27 protein-coding genes and 1 other RNA gene are annotated in these 23,107 nt (G+C 65.2%); 13 read left to right on the forward strand and 15 right to left on the reverse strand.

Annotation, left to right across the window (positions count from 1 at the left end; genetic code table 11):
• From mtaB to AX724_RS09635, 4 genes are all read left to right on the forward strand, one after another.
• Positions 1-1,245 (forward strand): tRNA (N(6)-L-threonylcarbamoyladenosine(37)-C(2))-methylthiotransferase MtaB, encoded by a 1,245-nt coding sequence (mtaB, locus tag AX724_RS09620; protein ID WP_066765758.1) that lies wholly within the window; start codon positions 1-3, stop codon positions 1,243-1,245.
• Positions 1,242-2,180, forward strand: coding sequence for a signal recognition particle-docking protein FtsY (gene ftsY, locus AX724_RS09625; RefSeq protein ID WP_066765760.1), 939 nt, complete (start codon positions 1,242-1,244; stop codon positions 2,178-2,180). The genes mtaB and ftsY overlap by 4 nt, the downstream gene beginning before the upstream one ends.
• Positions 2,170-2,820, forward strand: coding sequence for a septation protein IspZ (gene ispZ / locus AX724_RS09630; protein WP_066765762.1), 651 nt, complete (start codon positions 2,170-2,172; stop codon positions 2,818-2,820). Before ftsY ends, ispZ begins: the two co-directional genes overlap by 11 nt.
• A gap of 229 nt (positions 2,821-3,049) precedes the next feature.
• The gene (locus AX724_RS09635; protein ID WP_066765763.1) at positions 3,050-3,664 is read left to right on the forward strand and encodes a superoxide dismutase; all 615 of its coding nucleotides are present in this window, start codon (positions 3,050-3,052) and stop codon (positions 3,662-3,664) included.
• A 78-nt stretch (positions 3,665-3,742) separates the two neighbouring features.
• Here the strand turns inward: AX724_RS09635 and AX724_RS09640 are convergent, their stop codons facing one another.
• The 13 genes from AX724_RS09640 to mscL form a co-directional block, all read right to left on the reverse strand.
• Positions 3,743-5,275 (reverse strand): methyl-accepting chemotaxis protein, encoded by a 1,533-nt coding sequence (locus AX724_RS09640; RefSeq protein ID WP_066765769.1) that lies wholly within the window; start codon positions 5,273-5,275, stop codon positions 3,743-3,745.
• Positions 5,272-5,580 (reverse strand): hypothetical protein, encoded by a 309-nt coding sequence (locus AX724_RS09645; RefSeq protein ID WP_231736612.1) that lies wholly within the window; start codon positions 5,578-5,580, stop codon positions 5,272-5,274. The genes AX724_RS09640 and AX724_RS09645 overlap by 4 nt, the downstream gene beginning before the upstream one ends.
• 40 nt (positions 5,581-5,620) lie before the next feature.
• On the reverse strand, positions 5,621-5,956 hold the full coding sequence (locus AX724_RS09650; RefSeq protein WP_066765770.1) for a hypothetical protein: 336 nt from the start codon (positions 5,954-5,956) through the stop codon (positions 5,621-5,623).
• The gene (locus tag AX724_RS09655) at positions 5,929-6,477 is read right to left on the reverse strand and encodes a J domain-containing protein (RefSeq protein ID WP_066765771.1); all 549 of its coding nucleotides are present in this window, start codon (positions 6,475-6,477) and stop codon (positions 5,929-5,931) included. The genes AX724_RS09650 and AX724_RS09655 overlap by 28 nt, the downstream gene beginning before the upstream one ends.
• Before the next feature lie 64 nt (positions 6,478-6,541).
• An RNA gene (gene rnpB, locus AX724_RS09660) (RNase P RNA component class A) lies at positions 6,542-6,930 on the reverse strand.
• Between the two features lie 29 nt (positions 6,931-6,959).
• The gene (locus AX724_RS09665; protein WP_066765772.1) at positions 6,960-7,658 is read right to left on the reverse strand and encodes an N-acetylmuramoyl-L-alanine amidase; all 699 of its coding nucleotides are present in this window, start codon (positions 7,656-7,658) and stop codon (positions 6,960-6,962) included.
• A 140-nt stretch (positions 7,659-7,798) separates the two neighbouring features.
• Positions 7,799-8,677, reverse strand: coding sequence for a CheR family methyltransferase (locus tag AX724_RS09670; protein WP_066765775.1), 879 nt, complete (start codon positions 8,675-8,677; stop codon positions 7,799-7,801).
• Positions 8,677-9,759: a chemotaxis protein CheB gene (locus AX724_RS09675; protein ID WP_066765777.1), complete on the reverse strand. Its 1,083-nt coding sequence runs from the start codon at positions 9,757-9,759 to the stop codon at positions 8,677-8,679. Before AX724_RS09675 ends, AX724_RS09670 begins: the two co-directional genes overlap by 1 nt.
• 67 nt (positions 9,760-9,826) lie before the next feature.
• Positions 9,827-10,192, reverse strand: a complete 366-nt coding sequence (locus tag AX724_RS09680; protein WP_066765778.1) for a response regulator — start codon at positions 10,190-10,192, stop codon at positions 9,827-9,829.
• An 80-nt stretch (positions 10,193-10,272) separates the two neighbouring features.
• Entirely contained in the window at positions 10,273-10,710 is a 438-nt protein-coding gene (locus tag AX724_RS09685) for a chemotaxis protein CheW (protein WP_066765779.1), read from the reverse strand.
• An 11-nt stretch (positions 10,711-10,721) separates the two neighbouring features.
• On the reverse strand, positions 10,722-13,109 hold the full coding sequence (locus AX724_RS09690; RefSeq protein ID WP_066765780.1) for a chemotaxis protein CheA: 2,388 nt from the start codon (positions 13,107-13,109) through the stop codon (positions 10,722-10,724).
• A gap of 135 nt (positions 13,110-13,244) precedes the next feature.
• On the reverse strand, positions 13,245-13,514 hold the full coding sequence (locus AX724_RS09695; protein WP_066765781.1) for a hypothetical protein: 270 nt from the start codon (positions 13,512-13,514) through the stop codon (positions 13,245-13,247).
• A 145-nt stretch (positions 13,515-13,659) separates the two neighbouring features.
• Positions 13,660-14,097, reverse strand: a complete 438-nt coding sequence (gene mscL, locus AX724_RS09700) for a large conductance mechanosensitive channel protein MscL (RefSeq protein ID WP_066765782.1) — start codon at positions 14,095-14,097, stop codon at positions 13,660-13,662.
• A 101-nt stretch (positions 14,098-14,198) separates the two neighbouring features.
• On the opposite strand from mscL, the gene AX724_RS09705 reads away from it, so the two are divergent.
• From AX724_RS09705 to AX724_RS09720, 4 genes are read left to right on the forward strand one after another with little or no spacing between them, the layout of a single operon-like run.
• A complete protein-coding gene (locus AX724_RS09705) occupies positions 14,199-14,801 on the forward strand; it encodes a LemA family protein (protein ID WP_066765783.1) in 603 nt (200 codons plus the stop codon).
• Positions 14,802-14,806: 5 nt separating this feature from the next.
• Positions 14,807-15,607, forward strand: a complete 801-nt coding sequence (locus tag AX724_RS09710; protein WP_066765784.1) for a TPM domain-containing protein — start codon at positions 14,807-14,809, stop codon at positions 15,605-15,607.
• Positions 15,607-16,284 carry a TPM domain-containing protein gene (locus AX724_RS09715; RefSeq protein ID WP_066765788.1) on the forward strand — a complete coding sequence of 226 codons (678 nt, stop codon included), beginning with the start codon at positions 15,607-15,609 and terminating at the stop codon, positions 16,282-16,284. Before AX724_RS09710 ends, AX724_RS09715 begins: the two co-directional genes overlap by 1 nt.
• Entirely contained in the window at positions 16,281-16,829 is a 549-nt protein-coding gene (locus AX724_RS09720; protein ID WP_066765789.1) for an NUDIX hydrolase, read from the forward strand. Before AX724_RS09715 ends, AX724_RS09720 begins: the two co-directional genes overlap by 4 nt.
• Positions 16,830-16,834: 5 nt before the next feature.
• Here AX724_RS09720 and AX724_RS09725 read toward each other — a convergent pair whose 3' ends face one another.
• Positions 16,835-17,293, reverse strand: a complete 459-nt coding sequence (locus AX724_RS09725; protein WP_066765790.1) for a DUF6456 domain-containing protein — start codon at positions 17,291-17,293, stop codon at positions 16,835-16,837.
• Positions 17,294-17,384: 91 nt separating this feature from the next.
• Here AX724_RS09725 and AX724_RS09730 point away from each other — a divergent pair, with 91 nt between their 5' ends.
• Positions 17,385-17,948: a helix-turn-helix domain-containing protein gene (locus tag AX724_RS09730; RefSeq protein ID WP_066765791.1), complete on the forward strand. Its 564-nt coding sequence runs from the start codon at positions 17,385-17,387 to the stop codon at positions 17,946-17,948.
• Between the two features lie 59 nt (positions 17,949-18,007).
• Entirely contained in the window at positions 18,008-19,180 is a 1,173-nt protein-coding gene (locus AX724_RS09735) for a glycosyltransferase (protein ID WP_066765793.1), read from the forward strand.
• Here AX724_RS09735 and AX724_RS09740 read toward each other — a convergent pair.
• Positions 19,156-20,814, reverse strand: coding sequence for a molybdopterin oxidoreductase family protein (locus AX724_RS09740; RefSeq protein ID WP_066765795.1), 1,659 nt, complete (start codon positions 20,812-20,814; stop codon positions 19,156-19,158). The genes AX724_RS09735 and AX724_RS09740 overlap by 25 nt on opposite strands.
• A 115-nt stretch (positions 20,815-20,929) precedes the next feature.
• Here AX724_RS09740 and modA point away from each other — a divergent pair, with 115 nt between their 5' ends.
• The 3 genes from modA (at position 20,930) to AX724_RS09755 (ending at position 23,104) form a co-directional block, all read left to right on the forward strand.
• Positions 20,930-21,697, forward strand: coding sequence for a molybdate ABC transporter substrate-binding protein (gene modA, locus AX724_RS09745; protein WP_066765797.1), 768 nt, complete (start codon positions 20,930-20,932; stop codon positions 21,695-21,697).
• A gap of 71 nt (positions 21,698-21,768) precedes the next feature.
• Positions 21,769-22,488, forward strand: coding sequence for a molybdate ABC transporter permease subunit (modB, locus tag AX724_RS09750; protein ID WP_443018686.1), 720 nt, complete (start codon positions 21,769-21,771; stop codon positions 22,486-22,488).
• The gene (locus AX724_RS09755) at positions 22,478-23,104 is read left to right on the forward strand and encodes an ATP-binding cassette domain-containing protein (RefSeq protein WP_066765799.1); all 627 of its coding nucleotides are present in this window, start codon (positions 22,478-22,480) and stop codon (positions 23,102-23,104) included. Before modB ends, AX724_RS09755 begins: the two co-directional genes overlap by 11 nt.
• Positions 23,105-23,107: the final 3 nt, after the last annotated feature.

Here is a 23,107-nt window from a genome sequence, read left to right on the forward strand (position 1 = left end):
ATGCCCGGCCCCGACATCATCACCATGGGTTGCCGCCTCAACATCGCGGAGAGCGAGGCGATCCGGGATATGGCGGCGGGACTGGACGACCTGATCGTCGTCAACAGCTGCGCCGTCACCGCAGAGGCCGTGCGCCAGACCCGCCAGGCGATCCGCCGCGCCCGCCGCGAACGCCCCGATGCGCGCATCCTCGTCACCGGCTGCGCCGCCCAGACCGAACCCCAGACATTCGCCGCCATGGCCGAAGTGGACGCGGTGATCGGCAACCGCGAGAAGATGGAGGCCGCGTCCTTCCTGCCGACGCCGGACAGGGTCAAGGTCGCCGACATCATGACCGTGCGCGACACCGCGCCGCACATGGCGAGCGCCTTCGCGGACCATGCCCGCGCCTTTCTGGAAGTGCAGAATGGCTGCGACCATCGCTGCACCTTCTGCATCATTCCCTATGGCCGCGGAAACAGCCGGTCGGTGCCCGCCGGCGCAGTGATCGACAAGGCGCGGGAACTGGTGGAGGCGGGCTATCGCGAGATCGTGCTGACGGGCGTGGACGTGACCAGCTATGGCCCGGACCTTCCCGGCAGTCCCTCGCTCGGGCTGCTGGTCGAACGTCTGTTGAAACATGTGCCCGACCTTCCCCGCCTGCGCCTCTCCTCCATCGACAGCGTGGAAATCGATGATCGGCTCTTCGACCTGGTTGCCCACGAACCGCGCATGATGCCGCACCTCCACCTCTCGCTGCAGGCTGGCGACGACCTGATCCTCAAGCGCATGAAGCGCCGTCACAGTCGCGCGGACGCCATTCGAATGGTCGAGCGCCTGAAGGGCATCCGCCCGGACATCTCCATCGGCGCGGACATCATCGCCGGCTTTCCGACCGAGGATGAGGCGATGTTCGCCAACAGTCTGGCGTTGGTGGAGGAATGCGACATCGTCCACGGCCATATATTCCCATATTCGCCCCGCGCCGGCACGCCGGCCGCGCGCATGCCGCAGGTCGATCGCGCCACCATAAAGGCCCGGGCCGCCCGCTTGCGCGCTGCCTGCGCCGACCGGCGGGAAGCCTGGCTGCGCGATCTGATCGGCACGACGCAATCGATCCTGGTCGAGCGCAGCGGCCTGTCCGGCCACGCCGAAAATTTCGCTCCGGCGCGCTTCATGACGGCGCAGCGCCCTTCGTCCATCGTCCGCGCCACCATTACAGGGCTTGAGAAGGGCGTCCTGATCGCGCAAGAGGCGGGCCAATGACCGACAATAGTGGCAACAGCTGGCGCGACCGTCTCTTTGGCGGCCTCAAGCGCACATCCGACCGGCTCGGCGAGAATCTGTCGGGCCTGTTCAAGGCCGCGCTCGACGACCAGACCCTCGACGAGATCGAGGAAGCGCTGATCATGACCGACCTTGGTCCCGCCATGGCCGCGCGCGTGCGCGACCGGCTGGCGGCGGGCCGTTACAATCGCGAGATCACCGAAGATTATCTGCGCGAGATCATCGCGGAGGAGATAGAAAAAGTGCTGGCCCCGGTCGCCAAGCCGCTGGAGATCGAGGCTTTTCCCCGGCCTCAGGTCATCCTCGTTATCGGCGTCAACGGCTCGGGCAAGACGACCACCATCGCCAAGCTCGCCAATAATTTCCTGGAGCAGGATTATGGCGTGATGCTGGCGGCGGGCGACACCTTCCGCGCCGCGGCCATCGGCCAGCTCAAGATATGGGCGGATCGGCTGGGCGTCCCGATCGTGGCAGGCAAGGAAGGCGGCGACGCGGCCGGCATCGTGTTCGACGCGGTGAAGCAGGCGACGGCGACGGGCATCGACGTCCTCATCGTCGACACCGCCGGCCGCCTGCAGAACAAGACCGAGCTGATGGACGAGCTGGCGAAGGTCCGCCGCGTGCTCGGCCGGTTGAACCCAGCCGCACCCCATGACGTTGTGCTGGTTCTGGATGCCACCACGGGACAGAATGCGTTGAATCAGATCGAAGTCTTCAAGGAAACGGCGCAGGTCACCGGCCTTGTCATGACCAAGCTGGACGGAACCGCGCGCGGCGGCGTGCTGGTCGCGGCGGCGGAGAAATATCGCCTTCCCATCCACGCCATCGGGGTGGGTGAAAAGATCGAGGATCTGCGCCCCTTCGATCCAGGCGACATGGCCAAGGCGATCGCGGGGACGGCCTATGCCCGCTAAGGCGAAACCCGCCCACGGCGGCACGCTCAGCCTTGCGCTCGACTTCGGGCCGCTGCTGGTTTTCTTCCTCACCTACAAGGGCGCCGGGTGGATATGGGGGGCAGGCAACCCGATCACTGCCATGACCTTCGGCACCGCCGCCTTCATGGCCGCCATCGTCATCGCCGTGATCCTGTCCAAGGTGAAGCTGGGCCGGGTTTCCCCCATGCTGTGGCTGTCGGCGATGCTGATCCTCTTCTTCGGCGGCCTCACCATCTATTTCCATGACCAGCGCTTCATTCAGCTGAAGCCCACGATCATCTACGCCTTCTTCGCGCTGATGCTCTTCGCGGGACTGATGCGCGGCAAGCCGCTGCTCAAATATCTGTTGCAGGCCGCCTATGATGGCCTGACGGAGACAGGATGGCTCAAGCTCTCGCGCAACTGGGCGCTCTTCTTCGTGGCGATGGCCATCGCCAACGAAGCCATGCGCCGGACGATGAGCTTCGACGCATGGCTGGCGGTCAAGGTCTGGGGCGTCACCATCGTCTCGGTCGTTTTCGCCGCCGCCAACATCCCGATGCTGATGCGGCATGGCCTGACGCTGGGCGAAGAACCGGCGGCCGAGGAAATTGGCGAGACGAGCCCTCCGCAAGGGTGAAACCTGCTCTGCCTGGCGCGAAGAGCGGCATGCAAGATCGACTGCCAAAGCGATCACCGGCCGCCCATTAAGTGAGATCGTTTCGCAATAAGCGTATCCCCCTTCCAATCCGCGCCGGCAGGCGCATATGGGAAGCGCGGCGGGCTTACAGCCACGCCCGGACATATGATCCTTCCGGCCGCTCCATCCCCTGAGTGGCCGCCCCATCACGAACCCGAGGAGTTCTGCCATGGCCTTTGTTCTGCCCGATCTGCCCTATGCCAAGGACGCCTTTGGCGACATTCTGTCCGCCGAAACCTTCGATTATCACCATGGCAAGCACCACAATGCCTATGTCGTGAAGGCGAACGAACTGATCGCCGCCGACGCTTCGCAACAGGGCAAGTCCCTGGTCGAGTTGATCAAGTCGACCAAAGGCGGCCTGTTCAACCAGGTCGGCCAGATCTGGAACCACACCTTCTACTGGAACTCGCTGTCCCCCACGAAGACCGCGCCGACCGGCGAGCTGCTCGCCAAGATCGAGGAAGCTTTCGGTTCGGTGGACGCGTTGATCGAAAAGCTGAAGGCAGAAGCCGTCGGCCATTTCGCCAGCGGCTGGGCTGCGCTGATCCTGAAGGACGGCAAGCTGGAAGTCACCAGCTATCACGACGCCGACACGCCGGTCGCGCATGAAGGCCACGCGCCGCTGCTGATCCTGGATGTGTGGGAACACGCCTATTATATCGACTATCGCAATGCGCGCCCCAACTATGCCGATCGCGTGCTGAAGGACGCGATCAACTGGGACTTCGCAGCCCAGAATCTGGATGGCCAAGGCGCCAGCCGCGCTGACCAGCCGGCCTGATGCGGATGGCGGGGCACATCCCGCCAGCGCCTTAATCGATAGAAGGATCGGCGGCGTGCGAGCGCCGCCGATTGTCGTTCAGGCGGCTTCCAGCTGCGCGACGAACTGGTCCGTCGCCCGCTCCAGCCGCTGCGCGGTCAGGGACAGGCCGGAGGCCGCGCTCGACACGCGGGCCGACAAGCTCTCATTGTTCCGCACGACGTCCGCGACTTCCTCCAGCTGGCGCGTCATCATCGCTGCGCCCTGCGCGGTATCGCGGGCGGACTCGCCGATCGCCGCCGTAGCGTCCCGCTGGTCCGCCACCGCACGCTGAATGTCATCGGCCGCCTTGGCCAGCTGCTGCACGGCCGCCGCCACATCCGACAGGGCGCCCTGGGCGATCCCGGCCCCTTCCCGCGCCGACCGGGCGAGCGCATGGATTTCACTGGTGGCGTTAGCCGCCTGCCCGGCAAGCTGCTTCACCTCGCCCGCCACAACCACAAAGCCGCGCCCGACATCACCGGCGCGCGCCGCTTCGATGGTCGCGTTAAGCGCCAGCAGGTTGGTACGCGTCGCGATGTCGGCAATCGAATCGGCAAAGCTGGCGATCGATGTCGTGCGGCCGTGCAGCGCGCTGACCGCGTCCTGCCCGCTGCTCGACACCTTTTCCGCCTGCCCGCCCAGCGCCGCCTGCTGCTGCGCGGACGAAGCGATGGCGACGATCGAATCCGACAATGTCTCTATCCGTTTCGCCAGCAAGGCGGCGTCGATGGACGATCGCTCCGCGATGGCGGCCGTCTCGCCGGTGCCCGCGCTTGCGCGCTGCGCCAGTCGGGCAAGCTGCTGCGCCGATTCGTCCAGTTCCCGCGCCGCCATGCCGACCGCGCCCACCGCGTCGGCCACGGACTGTCGAAAAGCGCGCGCCAGTTCCAGCGTGGCGGCACGCCGCTCCGCCGCCATCCGCGCTTTGTCTTCTTCCTGCTGCGCACGCAGGGTCGCGGCGCGAGCATCCGCCTGCTGGCTCGCAGCCATCGCCTGTTCCGCGGCCAGGCGGCCGTCCTGCGCCTGCTCGGCAAGCTTTTCGGAGCGAGCGACGTGATCGTCCAGAGCCTCCAACATGGTCCGCAGCCTGATCGTGACATAGCTGAGCACCGCCGCCTGCGCAGAGACGGCAACGGCATGCACCGCAATCCGCCCCCAATCGCCTTGTTCCGGGAACACCCAGGCGGAAGCCAGATAGCTCAGCACCACGTGATGGGCCGCAGTCAGCGCCGCTGCCAGCACGATCGGCCGCCAGTCATAGAGCAGCGTCAGCCCGGCAAGGGCGACGAAGAAATACATATGGCCGTCCATCTGCCACGGATGGCCGGACAGCAGGACAAGGCCGATCGCAGGCTGCACCGCCGCCAGCGTGCCCATGGCCAGGCGGACGTCGAGGTCGCGGCGCTTGCACAGGATCTGCACGGTCGGCAGGGCGTTGACGAGCGCGGACAGGAACAGGGCCCGCCCGACATGCTCCACATGCAACAGCATGCCAACGGCCCCTATCGCAAAGGTCCACAGCCAACTGGACAGGACCAGGATTTGGAGGCCATGCAGGCGCAGACGATCCAGACTGGTTATGGCGTTCATCTGATCAATCCTTCGCAACCCCCGGCGCGGGCCGCCAGCGGGACGATGCCTGCGCGCAGCAGGGCGATGCCCAGCCTGCGACGCTCACCGTCCACCAGCAGGGAGCCTTTCCACGGCCCGGCGGCGATCAGCCGCGCGCCGCCGCTTACCGCCCGCACTGCGACGGATTGCCGCGCCGTGCTCGTTATCGGCACCAGCAACATGGGACCGCGGACAGGCGGTACCGCGTAAAGAGCCACAATGCCGATCAGCACCAGGCTGCAATGGACCAGCAGGACGGCATGCCGTCGCAGGGAAGACTGCAAACTCATCGCCTCCATTTAGGAGGGAGTGGTAAGTTTTGGATTAAGGATCACCTTCCCCAAGGTGCAACATGCTGGTCAGTTCGCCAAGGTCACTGCCCGGCTTCACCAGCAGCCATTCCCGACTGTCCGCGCCGTCCACCACGGTGACGGCGCCCTTTGGACACACGCCAAGGCAATTCACCTCGACAATGCCGGCTTTGGCCTTTCGGCCTTTCTTCAAGGCGAGATGCTTTCTGAGCGCCTTCGCCAGCCGTTCGTCCCCATGCGGACCGAAGCCGCCGTCCAGCTTCTTCGAACATTTGCGGCATACCAGGACAATGTTGCGCCAGTTGGCGCGAACATGGTCTTTCAAGCCGCACCGTCCCGCGGCTTCCAGCTGCGCCGTTCCTCCGCCGCTCGCAGCACCTCATAGGCCGCCTGGATCGCCTGGAAGCGCACGGCCGCCTCCGCATCGCCCGGCTTCACGTCGGGATGATGCTCCTTGGCCAATCGGCGCCAGCTTTTCTTGACGGACTCGAAATCGGCGTCGTCCTCCAGCTCCAGCGCCTTGAGCGCATGCAGTTCGTCGCGCGACCGGCTGCCGTCTCCCGGCCCGCCCCAGCCATGATAGGCGCTGGACTGATATGCGCCCGCGTCGCGTCGTTCGTCGCGCGCGCGCTGTTCGCGTTCTTCGGCGTCCAGTCCCTGAAAATAATCCCAGTTCCGGTTATATTCGCCGGCATGATCAGCGCAGAAATACCAGCGCTCAGGGCTATTGGGCGACTTGGGCGCGGGGCAATCGCCCGGCCGGTCGCAGCCATGCCGGTCGCACAAGCGCACCTGCTGCGCCTCACGCGTCGCACCATAGCTGCGCCAGCGGGGAAAGCCCCAGTCATTCGATCGGCTCTGTCTTGCCATTGTCGCAGAGTAGGGATTGCATCGGCAAAACGCCACCCCGGCTGACCGGTCAGCAAAAGGAAAATGTGCCAGAGGGCCTGTAAGCCGGGTTCTGTCCACTCCCTCGCGGGAGATGGGCGACCATTCCTCTAGGAGCCGGATTGCTCCGGCCCTCCAGCAACCAACCCGGACGGTCTCGGCCGAAATCAGCCTAGCGGCATGAAGCCGCGCGCCGCCCCTATTCGGTCTTGCTCCCGGTGGGGTTTACCGTGCCGCCTTGCGTTGCCGCAGACGCGGTGCGCTCTTACCGCACCCTTTCAATGTCACTGGGCCGAAACCTGAGCGACCTGCTTTCTGTTGCACTGTCCCTTGGATCACTCCAGCCGGCCGTTAGCCGGCACCGTCATTTCGTGGAGCCCGGACTTTCCTCGCCGTGGAAGTTACCCGCCACGCCGCGGCCGCCCGGCCCTCTGGCAGGCAGCGCCATAGCGCGTCCCAAGGACTTAGTCATCCCCCTGCGGCTTAGGGAGAAGCAAGGCCAGCAGGATCGCGCGGCATTCCCCGTCGATCACTCCGTCCATCCGTTCGGGCCGGAATCGGCGCTGAAACGCGACGACCGCCGCCTGCGGGTCCGCGATGTCGTAGCCGAAGCGTTCGAGCGCGAGCATGAAACCGCCGTCTGTCCAGTGCGGGTCCATCAAATTCTTGGTCGGGCGCGGCAACGCCAGGCGCAATCGCGCCAGCTGGCCCCATGGAAATAGCTCGCCGGGATCCTGCTTGCGCGCGGGCGCCACGTCGCTGTGCCCCACGATATTGCCGCGCGTAATGCGGTGACGACTGACGATGTCGTGAATCAACGGGATCAGGGATCCTATCTGGGCCTCGGGAAAGGGCCGGTAACCCCATTCATGCCCCGGATTGACGATTTCTATGCCAATGCTCGCCGAGTTGACATCGTCTATGCCTCGCCAGTGCGAACGGCCGGCGTGCCAGGCCCGTTTGGCCTCGTCGACCATGCGGATGATCTGACCGTCCTCCGTCACCACATAATGGGCGGATACTTTCGATTCCGGATTGGCCAGCCAGTTGATGGCGCTCGCAGCGTCCGGCATGCCGGTATAGTGCAGCACCAGCATGGTGATCGGCAGGCTGCGATCATCATAATTGGGCGACGGCGTGTCGATCATCGGCATGTCGTTCATCGGGGAAAGCCAGTCACTCGCAGCTCGATCATCATGCCAGTCCGTCCGCCCTCCGGCGCGCAAGAGGACCATGGCCGAGACATGCGCGGCAATCAAGCAGGGTTAACATAAGCCTGTGGGGGATCGGTCAGCCAGGTCGCCTATCCGATACGTCGCGCCGCCACCGCCATCGCACCGCCGGCGGTGCTCTTGCGCGCATAACCGCCGCGAAAATCGGGATGCGGCACAAAATCGTCGCCCTGCCCGATCACGGTTTCCCCGGCGCCCAGCAGAAGCACCGATCCGACATGGCTATGCTCCGCCAACAGCCGGAGCACCGATTGCCGCCGATCCGGCGTGAAGTAGAGCAGGACGTTGCGGCAAAGAAGCAGGTCATACTGGCCGCTGGGCTGGCGCGCGTCGAAAAGATTGTCGTGCCGGAAATCGATCATCCGGCGCAGGTCGGGGCTGGCTCGCCAGTCTTCGCCATGCGGCTCGAACCATTTGAGCAGATCGCCGATGGCAAGGCCGCGCTGCACATCCATTTGGGAAAATATGCCCGATCGCGCCTGATCGATCGCGGCGGTCGAAATGTCCGTCGCCAGTATCTCGACCCGCCAGCCCTGCCAGCGGGCGGCCTCGTTGCGCAGCCGGATGGCAAGCGAATAGGCCTCCTGCCCGGTCGAGCAGCCCGCGCTCCATATGCGGAGCGTCCGGTCCGTCTTTTCCTGCTGGACGCGCGGCAGAATCTGCCGGTGGATCATGTCGAAAATCTGGAGATCGCGGAAGAAGCTGCTTTCATTGTTGAGCAGGGCGTTCACCACATCGGTTTCCAGCGGGCCGGAACGGTCGCGCAAAAGCCGCGCCGCCAGTTCGTCGATGTCCTGCAGCCCGTGCGCGCGCAGGATGGGCCGCAGCGCCGTCTCCATTCGCCACGCCCGGCTTTCCGATACGGTCTGCCCGGTTCTCGCCTCCAGCAGGCCGGACAGGACCCGCGCCGCGCCTTGCAAACTTTCCGGGCCCTGATTGCACGCCGACATCAAGCGGCCGCCTTGGCGCGACGCGCGACGAAGCTCATGATGGCGGAAGGCGCCATGACTGCGCAGGTCAGTCCCGCGCCCGTCACCGATCCCGGCATGCCCCACACCACGCTGCTCGCTTCATCCTGCGCCACGATCCATCCTCCTGCCGCAACGACGTCTCGCGCGCCTGCGGTTCCGTCTCGGCCCATGCCGGTTAATATGATCCCGGCGGCGCCCGCCCCGTAAACATCCGCCATGCTCGTGAGCATCGGGTCCACGCCCGGCAGGTTTCCGGCCGGCGTCCTTTCGGGATCGAGCGTCACATGGACGCGGCCATGCAGGCCCTTGCGGATCAGAAGATTGGCGTCGCCTGGCGCGACATAGACGATGTCGGGCGCGAGCGTGTCGCCAATCTCCGCCACCTTGACGCGAAGGCGGGTCATCCGCGAAAGCTGCTGAACGAAATAGACGGTAAAACTGGCGGGCAGATGCTGCGTCAGCAGGATGGGGACGCCAAGGGGGCTTTCCAGCCCATCGAATAATTGTCCCAATGCATGGATGCCGCCTGTAGAGGCCCCTATGCCGAGGCAGGCCAGCGGTGCGGCGGACGGCTCCACGAAGCCAGGCGCGGCCGCACGCGGCACAGAGGTGGGAAAGGGTCCGTCTTCGAACAGGCGAGTCAGCCGCCCGATCAGCGCCTGGGGAAACTGTTCCCCGAAACTGCCGCTTCCCGGCTTGGACACGATGTCGCTTGCGCCCAGCGCCAGCGCCTCGACCGCGGCGGCGCTGCCTTCCTCGCACTTGCCCGAAAGGATGGCCACTTTCGCATTGGGCCGGGTCTCCAGGATATGCGGCAATGCCGCGAGACCGCTCTGCCCCGGCAATTCTATGTCCAGCAGCACCAGATCGACATCATGTCCTGCCAGATATTCCAGCGCCTGCTCCGCACTGTTCGTCTTATGATCGACGCAAAAGCCCGGATCGGCATTGAGGATACGTTCAATGACCGTCCGCACGACCACGGAATCATCGACGACCAGCGTGCGCACGGGCCTGTCCCCACTTTTGCAACTGGTCATGATCGGGGTCATGGCGTTCATCTTATCGGTTCTCTGGGCAGGAAGCGTGGCGAGGGGGACATAGGATGCGGGCAGCGCTCGGCAGCGGTTAGATCACCCCGACGATCGCCAGCTTGCTTTCCAGCGTTTCCCTGTCGAAAGGCTTCATGACATATTCGTCCGCGCCGGCCTCGACAGCGGCTTTTATGTGGCTGATGCCATTTTCCGTGGTGCAGAAGATGATCTTGGGCCGCGCCGTCATCTTGGCGGTGGAAAGCGCCTGGAGAAATTCCATGCCGCTCATGACGGGCATGTTCCAGTCCAGCAAGACCACGTCGGGTGCCGATGCTTCGCACTGCGTCAACGCGTCCTGGCCATCCACAGCCTCGCTGACCGTCAGATCGAGCGATTCGAGGATATGTCGGGCGACCTTGCGGATCACCTTCGAATCGTCGACGACAAGGCAGTTTTTCATAACAAGTCCTTCAGATTACGGCCGTGTTCATGGCTTTAAACGGCAAAGCCAAGTATTTGGTAAACAAGCATCGGATCGTTCTAGGCAGCCTGCGCCATCGCCCCGCCCTCGATGAAGGCGGCAAGGGACACCAGCAACCAGGGATGCCCGTCATGCTCGACAATGGCACGGGCATAGGGCGCCCAGGCCCGCTCCAGCTGCCCGCGAAGAGGCAGTTCGCCCTCCGCCACCGGGCATATGTCGGATACGCTGTCGACCATCAGGCCGTAGCTGTGCCCGCTGATATTCGCGATCACCGCCAAGCCCCGCTGACTTTCAGGCGTGGACGTGCCTGTGATGAGAGCCGCGACATCGATGATGGTCAACACCCGGCTTCGCAGTGCGGACAGGCCGGCGACATGGGCCCCCATGCCGGGCACCGGCGAAATGTCCGTCAGGCGAACCACGGCTTCGACTTCCCAACCCTCTACAGCTATGCGGGTGCCGGCCAGGGTCGCGAGAAGATAGAGATTGTTCATGAACCGCCTCCTTATGCCCGACGCCCGCTGATCGCCGCCATCAAGGCAGCCTGATCATAACGGTATATGCTGCCATCCTCCTGCGGACCGGCGGGACGCGGCGACGCCCGCAGATGCACTACCCGGCATCCGATCATCTCCGCCGCCTGCGCGGCATTGGGGTCGGTGCACAGCACCACGTCCCCCGGATCGACCGCCCCGTCTGCAGGCAGGCCCAGCATCACCTCATGACCCGCCTGACGCAGCAGCGGCGCCAATATCTCGCGGGTCCAACCGTCTTCGCTGTCGGCGAGCAAGCAGCGTCCCTGGTTCCGCTCGACGATGGCGCCGTCAGGCAGAGCCGCAAAGAGGGCAAAGGGATTGAGCACCTCCAGATGCTCTCCATCGATCACCGCGACGCCACTGATGACGCCCTGCATCGCGACCATGTCTGGAACCGCAGGCATCTGGACGATGTCCAGCACGGCCGCGACGGGATAGCAGGCCTCGCTGCGGTCGTCCCGCAGCCTGAGAGCACATATTTTCTCGCGGTCGAACCTGTGCAGGCCGTTGGCCACGGCCACAAGGCGGCCGTCGAGCCGAACGAACGCCTGCCCGCCGGAACGGCCGAAAAGGCTGGCGTCGATATCCTCCACCCGTTCGATCAGCGACAGTTTCAGCAACCGCCGCTCACCCGACAATTCCTCGAACCGAAGCGCGGCCACCATCTCGGCGCCCTCTTCGGCATTGGCACGCTCCTCCGATTGCCGCGCCGTGCGGTCTTCCGCCATGTCCGGCAGGTTCGCCGCGCTGGCCAGCCCCGCCGCGTCCAGAAGCAACATCGGCCTGCCATTGTCAGGCAGCGTCATGCCCGCATAGACGCCCGTCGCCATCACCAGCGGCGATGCCGGCCGAATGACCAGTTCCTCATGATTATCGACTGCGGACACGCCCATGGCAAAGGGCGTGCCGGTGGCCGATCGCACCACCATGATGGCGCGCGGCCCGGACTGAACGGGCTTTTCCAGGCCCAGAACATCTTCCAGGTCCAGCATCGAATGACGCACGGACCGGATGGTCGCGATCTTCGCGCCCCCGACATGGCTGATGTTCAGCATGTCATTATTGTCGTGCAGGATTTCGATGACGGCGGCGCGCGGAATGGCGAAATGCTGTCCGCCCGCACGGACGATCAGGCCCGGGATGATGGTCAGCGTCAACGGCACGCGCAGGGTGATGGTGAGACCAAGGCCCGGCTGGTTGTCGAGCGCGATGATCCCGCCGATCCGCTCCACATTGGCACGCACCACGTCCATGCCCACGCCCCGGCCGGAAATCGCCGTGACCTGATTTGCGGTCGACAGGCCGGGGTGGAAGATCAGGTCCAGCTTTTCCGCTTCGGACATGCGGGCGGCCGCTTCGGGGGTCAGCCGTCCGGCTGCGACCGCCTTGTCCACCAGCCGCTTCGTGTCGATGCCCGCGCCATCGTCCGCGATGGCGATGACGATCTGGTTGCCCGACTGCCGGGCCTCCAGCCGCAGATTGCCTGCCTCAGGCTTGCCCGCCGCGCGTCGCTTCTCGGGTGTTTCGATGCCGTGATCGATGCTGTTGCGGACGATGTGGGTAAGAGGGTCGACGACCATCTCCACCATTTCCCGGTCCATCTCGACATCGCCGCCCTCAAGGCAGAGGTCGATCCGCTTGCCCAGCTCGCGGCCCAGGTCCCGCACCATGCGCGGAATGGCTGCAAAAAGGCGCTCGACCCGCTGCATGCGGGTCTTGGAAATGACGTCGCGCATATCGGCGACGCAGGTCGACAGCCGTTCGAAGACATTGTCCAGTTCGGGATCAGCGGCGCGTTCCCGCAATTTGCGGGACAATTCGTTGCGCGCCAGCACCATGTCAGACACGCCGTTCATCAACTGATCGATCAGGCTGAGCGGCAGGCGGATGGTGCGCGGCCCCGACTGAACGCCACCCTGTCGGGGCGTTACGGCCGCGACGGCCTGAGGCTCGCTCGCCAATGTCGATGCGCGATCGCGTTTGTCGTCCGCCTTCGCCTGCAGCGCGGCGATCAGGAAATCGTCATTCTCGTTCGGCAGGGCAGCGCCCGCCGCCACCGCTTCGGCCAGTTCGCCGATGCGATCCATCACGCCCAGCACGGCGCTCACGGTCGCCGGGTCAGCGGTCCTTTTCCCCGCCCTTATGTCGGACAGCACGTCTTCGGCCGCATGGCTCAACCGTTCGAACCGCGGCAGGTTCAGGAAGCCGCAGCTGCCCTTGACCGTGTGAAAGAAACGAAAGATCGCGTCCAGCCGGTCGCTATCGGATGGATCGGCCTCCCATGCGACGACTTCGCCGGCAAGCGCTTCCAGCGTCTCCTGCGTTTCCGATATGAATTCCTGAAGTAGATCGTCCATTCCAGCCGGCCTTGTGGATGCGCGCGAGGCACCATGGCGGCGGTGTGGTTAAGGGGCCGTTAAAGGCGCGGTACATTGAAAAAGGCGCTGCGATCGCTCGCAGCGCCTTTCGGTTCGTTCGCTGTGGAAGCAGCCTTACTGCTTCTTCTCCACGGCGTCCTCGGCCTTGTCGCCCGCTTCGCGCGTGGCGTCCGCCTTGTTCTCCAGCGAGTCGGCGGCATTTTCCGCCGCGGCTTCGGCATTGCCGGTCAGGTTGTCGGCCATGGCTTCCATATTGTCGGCCTGATTGTCGAGCGCGTCCGCCTTGTTCTCATAAGCGTTCTCGACCTTGTTCTCTTGCTTGGAATCGCAAGCGGCCAAGGTAACCATGCTGGCAAGGCCAAGGACAGCGACAAAGGTTTTCACGGCGATTTCTCCTGTTATGCCCCCTGGGGCTGACATCATTCGGCACCGGGTCCGGCCGGCGCCACGCCACCCCGAACCCTGACGCCGATCAACCGGCCGAACACGCTATGGTTCCCGCCGCAAGCTCGTTTCGTCGCAAAAACGATTATTTTTTCAACGAGTCGCGGATCTCCCGAAGCAGGACGATATCCTCCGGCGTCGGCGCGGGCGCGGCGGCCTCCGGTTCGGGTTTGTGCGTCAGCTTGTTCACCAGCTTCACCAGCATGAAGATGATGAAGGCAAGGATCAGGAAGTTGACGAACACGGTAAGAAACTCGCCCCAGCCGAACATCGCAACGCCGGCCGCCTTTAGATCGGCGTAGCTGTCCGGGTTGCCCTTGAACCCGGCGGGTATCTCGCCCAGCCGCAGGAAATAGCCGGAAAAGTCAGCTCCACCGAAGATGAAACCGACCACCGGCATGATGAGATCGTCCGTCAACGACTTCGTGATCGTGGCGAACGCCCCACCGATGATGACGCCGACCGCGAGGTCCATCACGTTGCCGCGATTGATGAATGTCTTGAATTCGGAAACAAGCCCCACTGGACACCCTTTCGATAGCGAATGACAATCTTGAGGATGGCCCGTTGCGTCGCGAGGAGCAACGCCCTATTTCCATGGCGAAACAAAGCCGAGGATGTTCCATGACGCGCCTGCGCCGCTTTTATGCCCTGCTTCTGCCCATCATGGGCGCGCTGTCCCTGTCCGCCTGTGGCATCAACAGCGTGCCTGCCGCCGAGGAAGAGGCGAAGGCCAAGTGGGCGGACGTCCAGGCGCAATATCAGCGTCGCGCGAACCTGACCGGCAACCTCGTCGCCACGGTGAAGGCTGCGGGCAAGCAGGAACAGGAAACGCTGACCCGCGTGACCGAAGCGCGGGCCAAGGCGACGTCCATCCAGATCAACGCGGAAGACCTGTCCGATCCCGCCAAGGTCGCCCAGTATCAGGCGGCGCAGGCGCAACTGAGCCAGGGGCTTGGCCGCCTGCTCGCCTCGGTCGAAGCCTATCCTGATCTCAAGACCAACGAGAATTTCCTGCAGCTTCAGTCCCAGCTGGAGGGCACGGAAAATCGCATCGCCGTTGCGATCCGCGACTATAATGGCGCGGTGCAGGCCTATAATACCCGCATCCGCACTTTCCCCGACGCCATCGGTGCGAAGCTGATCCATGGCGCGAAGCCCATGGCGCCTTTCCAGGCGACCACGCCGGGCGCGGAAGAAGCGCCGAAGGTCGATTTCGGCAACTGATCTAGGTGCTCCGCCGCCTCCTTCTTGTCTTCCTGCTGCTGGCAATCGCGCCGGCGGCCTGGGCGCAGAGCTTTCCCAAGTTCGACGACAGCGGCGTTGTGGACGCGGCAAACCTGCTCGACCCCGCTCAGGAACAGGCGCTCAGCCAGAAGCTGATCGCCCAGAAAAAGGCAAGCGGCCGGTCGCTGGTCGTGGCGACCATTGCTGATCTTCAGGGTTATGACATCGCCGATTATGGTTATCGGCTGGGGCGTGCCTGGGGTATTGGCGACAAGCAGGATCAGGGGGCATTGCTGATCGTCGCCCCGACGGAACGCAAGATCCGCATCGAGGTCGGCTATGGCCTCGAAGGCATATTGACCGACGCGCTCTCTTCCCAAATCGTCCGCAACGACATAGCCCCCCGATTCAAGGCCGGCGACATGGTGGGCGGCATCAACGCCGGCGTGGACGCGATCACCAGCCTCCTCGCCTTGCCGCCGGACGAGGCCCGCCAGCGCGCCGCGCAGGCGGAGCGGGACGCCCGGCAGGACAACGGCGGCGGAGGGGGCGTCCTGGTTTTCTGGATCATCCTGTTCGTCGTCTTCTTCGTTGCCCTGCCGCTCCTTTCCCGCGCGCGCGGCGGTCGCCGCTATCGCGGCGGCGGCGGCGTGCCGCCGATCATCATCTGGGGTCCGGGTACCGGATCCGGCTGGGGCTCAGGCGGCGGCGGATGGGGCGGCGGCGATAGTGGATCGGGCTGGAGCGGCGGCGGCTTTTCAGGCGGCGGCAGCTTCGGCGGCGGCGGCGCTTCGGGGGACTGGTGATGGATTTGCGCCTGACCCCGGCCGACCGCGAACTCGTGACCGCCGCCGTGACTGAGGCTGAGGCGACAACCTCGGGCGAGATCGTCACTATCGTCGCGCGTCGGTCCGACAGCTATCATGACGTGGGCCTCAGCTGGGCGGCAGCCGCGGTTTTCGTCGCCCTCGCGCTGACGGCCGCCTTCCCGGCGCATCTGCGCGCCTTTCTCTCCATGTTGCTGCTGGACTGGGACCACGAGCTTGCCGACTGGAAGCTGCTCACCGGATTGCTGGGCTTGCTCATCCTAAAATTCCTGGTCGTGCGCTATCTGCTGGCCATCATGCCCCTGCGCATGCTGACGACCCCCCGCGCCACCAAGGCGCGCCGGGTGCGACGCCGCGCCATCCTGCTGTTCCGCACCGCGGCCGAAGCGCGGACGCGCGGGCGCACCGGTGTCCTCCTCTATCTGTCTCTGGACGAACATCGGGCCGAGATCGTGGCCGACCGCGCAATCAACGAGAAGGTCACGCCGGAAATCTGGGGCGACGCGATGGCGGCCTTGATCCAGGCGATCCGCGCCGGTCAGCCGGGCGCTGGCCTGGCGGAAGCAGTTCGCCAGATCGGCGCGGTGCTCGCGCGGCACTTTCCGCGGGAAGAAGACGACATCAACGAACTGCCCGACAGGTTGATTGAACTATGAGCGACCCGGATCACGAATCCCCGGAACAGGTGATGTGGACGGGGCGGTTCATCACCGCGAAAACGCGCGGAAAGTGGGAATATGTCTCCCGCGCGCGGGGCATCCAGGCTGCCGTCATTCTTGCGATCGACGAGGCTGCCGACGGTCGCCATATCCTGCTGGTCGATCAATATCGCGTGCCGCTGGGCCGGCGCTGCATCGAATTGCCCGCCGGACTTGTCGGGGATGAGGAGGAAGGGGAGGACGCCACCCTTGCCGCCGCCCGCGAGCTGGAGGAAGAGACGGGCTATCGCCCGGCCCGCCTTGAACCGCTGGGGCAATTTTGGAGCTCGCCCGGCATGGTGTCGGAGAGCTTCTCCCTGTTCCGTGCGCATGGCCTTCAAAAGACGGGAGCCGGCGGCGGCGTGGACAATGAGGATATTCGAGTCCATCGCGTCAAACTGGATGACCTGCCCTACAGGATCGCGGCGTGGCGCGCAAAGGGTTACGCGATGGACGTCAAACTGCTCCTGCTGCTCGGCGCGGGCATGATGGCACCTGCCTGATCCCGTCACGCCATCCGATACCAACCCGCCACTCGATCCAGCGCCAGCGTCAACACCAACTTGCCCGCCCGGCTGGGCCAGCCCAGCGCTTTTTCCGCCGCCGCGAGCCCCTCTCCGGCGCAGGCGACCCGCCACAATATGTCGGAAAGGCCCGGCCCCGCAGCCGCGATCGCTCCGTCGAACCGCTCCCGCGCGGCGATTTGGCCCAGCGTCGGGTCCGGCCGGCGTCCCGGCCCGCGTCGCCCGCCGTCGCGCGGCCCGGCATCCCAGCGCATCGTGACCCGCGCGCCAAGGCCCGCCCGCTCCCAATCCTGCCGCAACATGTCGCCAGCGGCGAAGTGGCGATCGCTAAGCAGGCCCCGTGCATGCAACCAGCCCAGCGAAGATTCCCCCATATTCACCAGCACTTTTTGCCACTGCCCGTCCGGGCCTTCGATCATCTGCTCCATATGGGTTGTCCGCATCGGTTACCTTTCGTCGCCATGGTCGCGCCCTCTTGCCATGGCGGATAAATTGTAGGAAAGACTAAACCAAATAGGTTATGGACGACATATTGTGATCACCCGCATCCGTGACGTGCGAAAGGCCAAGGGGCTGACATTGGAGCAGGTCGGAGCGCTGTGCGATCCGCCTACCACCGCGCAAACGATCGGCCGGCTGGAAACCGGAACGCGCACCGTATCGATCAAATGGCTGAACCGCATCGCCCAGGCGCTTGACGTCACTACCGCGGAACTGGTCGCGTTGCCGGGCCAGGCGGATGTGCCTATCGCCGCCTTGCTTGGCCCGGACGGCGTCCGCGCGCCCACCCGCCAGCTTGCCTTCCCCGCACCGGTGGGATCGGAAGGCATGGTTGGCGTACATGTCAGCGCCAGCATCGGCGACTATCGCAGCGGCGACGCCATCTGGTGCCGCCGCGTCGCGCCGCCGGAGTTTTCGGCCGCCCTCAATCGCGATCTGCTCGTGCCGCGTCCGGCCGGGCGCTTCCTCTTCGGACGGCTTATCGGGCGGGAAGGCGACCGGCTTCAAATCCTTCCGCTTGGGCCGGGCACACGCCAGCTTGTACTCACCGATCCGCCATGGGCCGCTGTGGCGGTGCAACTGGTCCGACGCCTCTAGTCAAGATGGTTGACCCATCTTAACCATCTTTTAGACGCTGCGCAGTCAAAAGAGACGCCATGACGATCAACGTCCTCACCCTCTCGACCCTCTTTCCCGATATGAGCCGGCCCAATTTCGGCGTGTTCGTGGAACGGCAGGCGCGCGAACTGGCCAGCCGGCCGGAAGCGGACGTGACCGTGATCGCCCCTGTCGGCCTCCCACCCTGGCCCCTGTCGCTTGCCGGCCGCTACGCTCCGCTCCGCGCCCTGCCCCGCAAGGAGCGCTGGCGCGAACTGACCGTCTACCGCCCCACTTTCCGGATCATCCCCAAATTTGGCGGCCGCACCAATGTCGCGGCCATGACCCAGGCGATCCTTCCGTTGGCGAAGCGCCTTCATGCGGAAAAGCCGTTCGACGTCATCGATGCCAGTTTCTTCTACCCCGACGGCCCGGTCGCGCAACGCCTGTCGCAGGCGCTCGGCATCCCCTATTCAGTCAAGGCGCGCGGCGCAGATATCCATTATTGGGGCACACGCAAATCCACCCGAAAGCTGGTGCGGCGCGCGGCAGAAGGCGCGGCGGGCCTGCTTGCCGTGTCGGAAGCGATGCGCCGGTCCATGGCGCGCATGGGCATCGATGCGGAGAAGATCCGCGTCCACTATACCGGGGTCGATCTCGACAGGTTCGATCTTGCCGATCGCGAAGCGGCCAAGGCGGCGCTGGGCTTTTCCGGCCCAGTCGTGCTGTGCGTCGGCGCGCTCATCCCGCGCAAGGGGCAGGATTTGCTGGTACGCGCGCTGCCCGATCTGCCCGACGTCACGCTGTTGCTGGCAGGACAGGGGGCCTATCGCCGGACGCTCGAAAGCCTGGCGCAGGATCTGGGAGTCGAGCGGCGGATCGGCTTCCTGGGCTCCGTCCCCCATCACAAGCTGCCGCGCATCTTCGCGGCTGCCGACGTCATGTCCTTGCCGTCAGAATCGGAAGGTTTGGCAAATGCATGGGTCGAAGCGCTTGCCTGCGGTACGCCTCTGGTCATCACCGATGTCGGCGGCGCGCGTGAACTGATGGACCGGCCCGCAGCGGGCAGGATCGTCGAGCGCACGCCCGAGGCCATTGCCGCCGCCATCCATGCTACGCTCGCCGATCCGCCGGACCGGCACGCGGTGCGCGAAACCGCGCTTCGCTTCACCTGGTCCGCCAATGGCGATGCCCTGCTCGCCCATCTTCAAGGCATCGCGGCGTCCCGCTGAAGCGGAAGCAGGCGCGCACGCCCGTCGGGCGTCGGAAAACGACCATCCCGAAATGGCACCTCGCCCCAGCGCCATGGCGTCAATTCGTCATAGGCCGGGTTGGAGATCGACGCATGCCGCCGCAGGTTGAACAGCCGGCCGCCGTCATTGCAATAGGCGGTCAGCCGCGCATGCTCCCGATAGATGTCTGCCGGTCGCTCATAATGAAACGCATCGCCCCACCCCATGGCCTGCGCGACCTTGGTCAGCGCCCACCAGTCCGGCCTCGCCTCGCCGGCCAAGTCCAGCAGCCGGCGATGCCGGCTGATCAACCGGTCCGCGCTGGTCAGTGTTCCGTCCTTCTCCGTCCATACCGGAGCCGGCAGCAGGACGGACCAGCCGGATTCTTCCGCTTCGGCCATGCTGCTCGTCGACCGAATGCTGAGGGGGACGGCACGGCGCATGGCGTCCAGCCAGGCTCGGTCGGCCGTGTCGCTGCCGATGCTCCACAACGCTTTTATCCGTCCAGCCTCGGCGGCGGCCAGCAACGCCGCGCCTGAAAGGCCTGGTTGCTGCGCCAAGGAGCGCGCGCCCCAGAAGCGGGCAACCACCGTCGCTGCGGAAAAGGGAAGATGCGCCGCCAATTGCCCGGCAAGACAACCGGTTTCGCGGATACTCATGCTGTCGGGCCGCGCAGCGCACGGATAGGGCACCGCGCCCGGCCTCCCGATCCGTCCGGTCGCCAGATGAAGGTCGATGACCGCCGCAGCCAGTTCTGCATCGTCATCCCCATATATCGTCACGGTTTCGGACTGCCCAGCCCAGGCTTCGTAAAAGCCACGCACCTCCGCGGCGGCAAGCCCGCAATCCCGGGCGACCGACCAAAGGTCATGACCAGCGCGCAGCCTGGCCCAATAATCGTCGGGCACCACGAAACCGGAACCGGAACCGGAACCGGAACCGGAACCGGAACCGTGAACGCCCGTGTCATGGCAATGCAACAGCAATCCCGCGATGAGGCGATGCGCCCTGCCCGGCGCCACCTTCAGGCGGAAATCGCAAGGCAGGTCGCCCTTCTCGCCATCATCCGCGATAACGGCCAACACCGCCCCCCGCTCGCGTGCGGCCAGCACCCGCTGGGTCAGGATGGGGTGGCGATCGGCAAGACGATCGCCAATCATCAGGATTAGCCGGGCCTGATCGATATCTTCGGCCGCGGCCGGCGCCACATCCTCGCCATAGGCTGCCGCCTGCAGGGCGGCGGCCGTCTCCGCGCCCGGCACATGGATGTGAGCGGACCCGACAAAGCCCTTCATAAGCTTGTTGGCGACATAAAGATCTTCGGTCAGCAACCCGCCGCCAACATGCAGCGCCACGGCCCCTGCCCCATATCGCGCGATCGCGGTCGACAGGCGTTGCGCCACCTGCGCTACCGCCCTATCCCACTTCTGCCGCCGCCCATCGACGATAGGATGTGAGAGGCGACCCGCCGGATCGGCCTCATCTTGCAGCCGTTGGGCGCGGGCGCACAATCGCCCGCCATTGGCAGGGTGCATCTTATCGCCTTCGACGATCAGCGAACGCCCGTCTCCCGTCACGCAGCGGACGCCGCAGCCCACACTGCACCCGCCGCACTGGCTTCTGACGATGGCCATTTCAGGAAGAGAGAGGTTGCGGTTGGCGCATGCCGATCCCCTATCGCAGCGAAACGGAAGGCGAAAGCGCCACAATCCCCTTGTCACCCTGGGGGCGTCCCGGCACACAAGCGGCATGATCGCCTTTTTTCGCCTGCTTGCAACCTGCCTGTTGCTGTCCATGTCGCTGTCTCACGCCATCGCGCAGACGCGTGGCCCGGTCGTGCTGGCGGCCGCGAGCATGCAGGAGGCGATGACCAGCGCAGCCAACGCCTGGGCCGCGCGAGGCCATCCGCGCCCGGTCCTGTCTTTTGCCGCCTCCTCGGCATTGGCGCGCCAGATCAGGGCTGGTGCCCCGGCCGACCTCTTCGTCAGCGCCGATGAAGATTGGATGGACGATGTCGAGAAGGCAGGTCGGCTGGTGCGGGGCAGCCGGGCCGACCTGGCCGCCAATCGTCTGGTGCTCATCGCGCCGAGAGCGAGACCTGCGCGGTTACGGATCGTAACCGGCATGCCGATCGGCAAGGCGCTCGGTACGGGCCGGCTTGCTCTGGCCGATCCGGACGCAGTGCCCGCCGGCAAATATGGAAAAGCGGCACTGATCGCGCTTGGCGTCTGGCCTGAAGTCGCAGACAGGCTGGTCCGTGCCGCCAACGTCCGCGCCGCGCTGGTCTTCGTTGAACGGGGCGAAGCGCCGCTTGGCATCGTCTATGCGACGGACGCGCGGGCAAGCCGCGACGTGGTGGTCGTGGGGGTCTTCCGATCGTCCACCCATGCGCCGATCCGCTACCCCGTCGCCCGCGTCAAGGCCGGGCGGCACAAGGACGCAGACGGCTTCCGCAGCTTCCTGCTTTCGCCGTCCGGCAAAGCCATTTTCGCCCGCTACGGCTTCGCGAGCCGTTAGAGCAATGCACAAAACCCTTTCCCCTTCCCGTCGTCTCGTGCCTCTTTGCGACCAGCCAGGGTGAACCGATCATGATTGCCGACATGCTGCCAGGCGACTGGCCGAGCGATAGCTGGGCGGTGATCGGCCTGTCCCTGAAGGTCGGCCTGGTCGCGGTGACGGCGACGACGCCGGTGGCATTCCTGCTGGCCTGGATATTGGCGCGCTGGCGCTTTCCGCTCAAGATCCTGCTGGACGCGCTGGTGCACCTGCCACTGATCGTGCCTCCGGTGGTGACCGGATGGCTGCTCCTCATCCTCTTCGGCGCAAACGGCCCTGTCGGCCGGTTCCTGGCAGCCCAGTTCGGCATCACCCTGCTCTTCCGCTGGACCGGCGCAGCGTTGGCAGCCGCCATCATGGCCCTGCCGCTGATGGTACGTGCCATGCGCCTGTCTATCGAGGCGGTGGACCGGCGGCTTGAGCAGGCGGCCGAGACATTGGGCGCCGGCCGGTTGCGCATTTTCGCGACGATATCGCTGCCCTTGGCAGCGCCCGGTATCCTTGTGGCGTTCATCCTTGGCTTTGCGCGGTCGCTGGGAGAGTTCGGCGCGACCATCACCTTCGTGTCGGACATCCCTGGCGAAACCCGTACATTGCCGATCGCCATCTATTCGTCATTGCAGATGCCCGGCGGCGAAACGGGCGCTGCCTGGTTCGCGCTCATGTCCATCCTCCTGTCGATGGGGGCGCTGCTCTTGTCAGGACTATTGGCACGCCGCGTCGGCTGGCGGCGGATCGACCATGTCCTTTGACGTCGATGTGACCCGTAAACTTGGCGCGAAACGGATCAGCGTGCGTTTCGCCGCGCCATCCGGGATCACGGCACTTGTCGGACCTTCCGGCATCGGCAAGACGTCGGTGCTCAACATGATTGCGGGCCTGCTCCGACCCGATCACGGCCATGTCGAGGCAGGAGGCTGCCTGCTTTTCGACAGTAATCGACGGATCGATCTATCTGCGGCGGATCGCCGTTCGGGCTATGTCTTTCAGGATCGACGTTTGTTCCCGCACATGCGCGTCGGCGCCAATCTGCGTTATGGCCGGCGGGGGCCTGGCCTGATGGACATCGACCTGATGGTCGATATGCTGGGCATCGCTGATCTTCTGGACCGGTGGCCCGCCACCTTGTCGGGCGGCGAAGCACAGCGCGTGGCGATCGGCCGCGCCCTTCTATCCTCGCCGCATTTCCTGCTCCTGGACGAGCCTCTGGCCTCACTGGACGAAGCGCGCCGCGCCCCGCTTCGCGCAATCATTCGCCGGGTCAGCCAAGAACTCGCGCTTCCCATCCTGTTGGTCAGCCATGACAGCAGCGATGTCGATCAACTTGCCGACACCATAGTCCGGATGGACGCGAAGCCGAGCGGCTGACGC

It is taken from the genome of Sphingobium sp. CCH11-B1, from assembly GCF_001556865.1.
Taxonomy (GTDB): Bacteria; Pseudomonadota; Alphaproteobacteria; order Sphingomonadales; family Sphingomonadaceae; genus Sphingobium.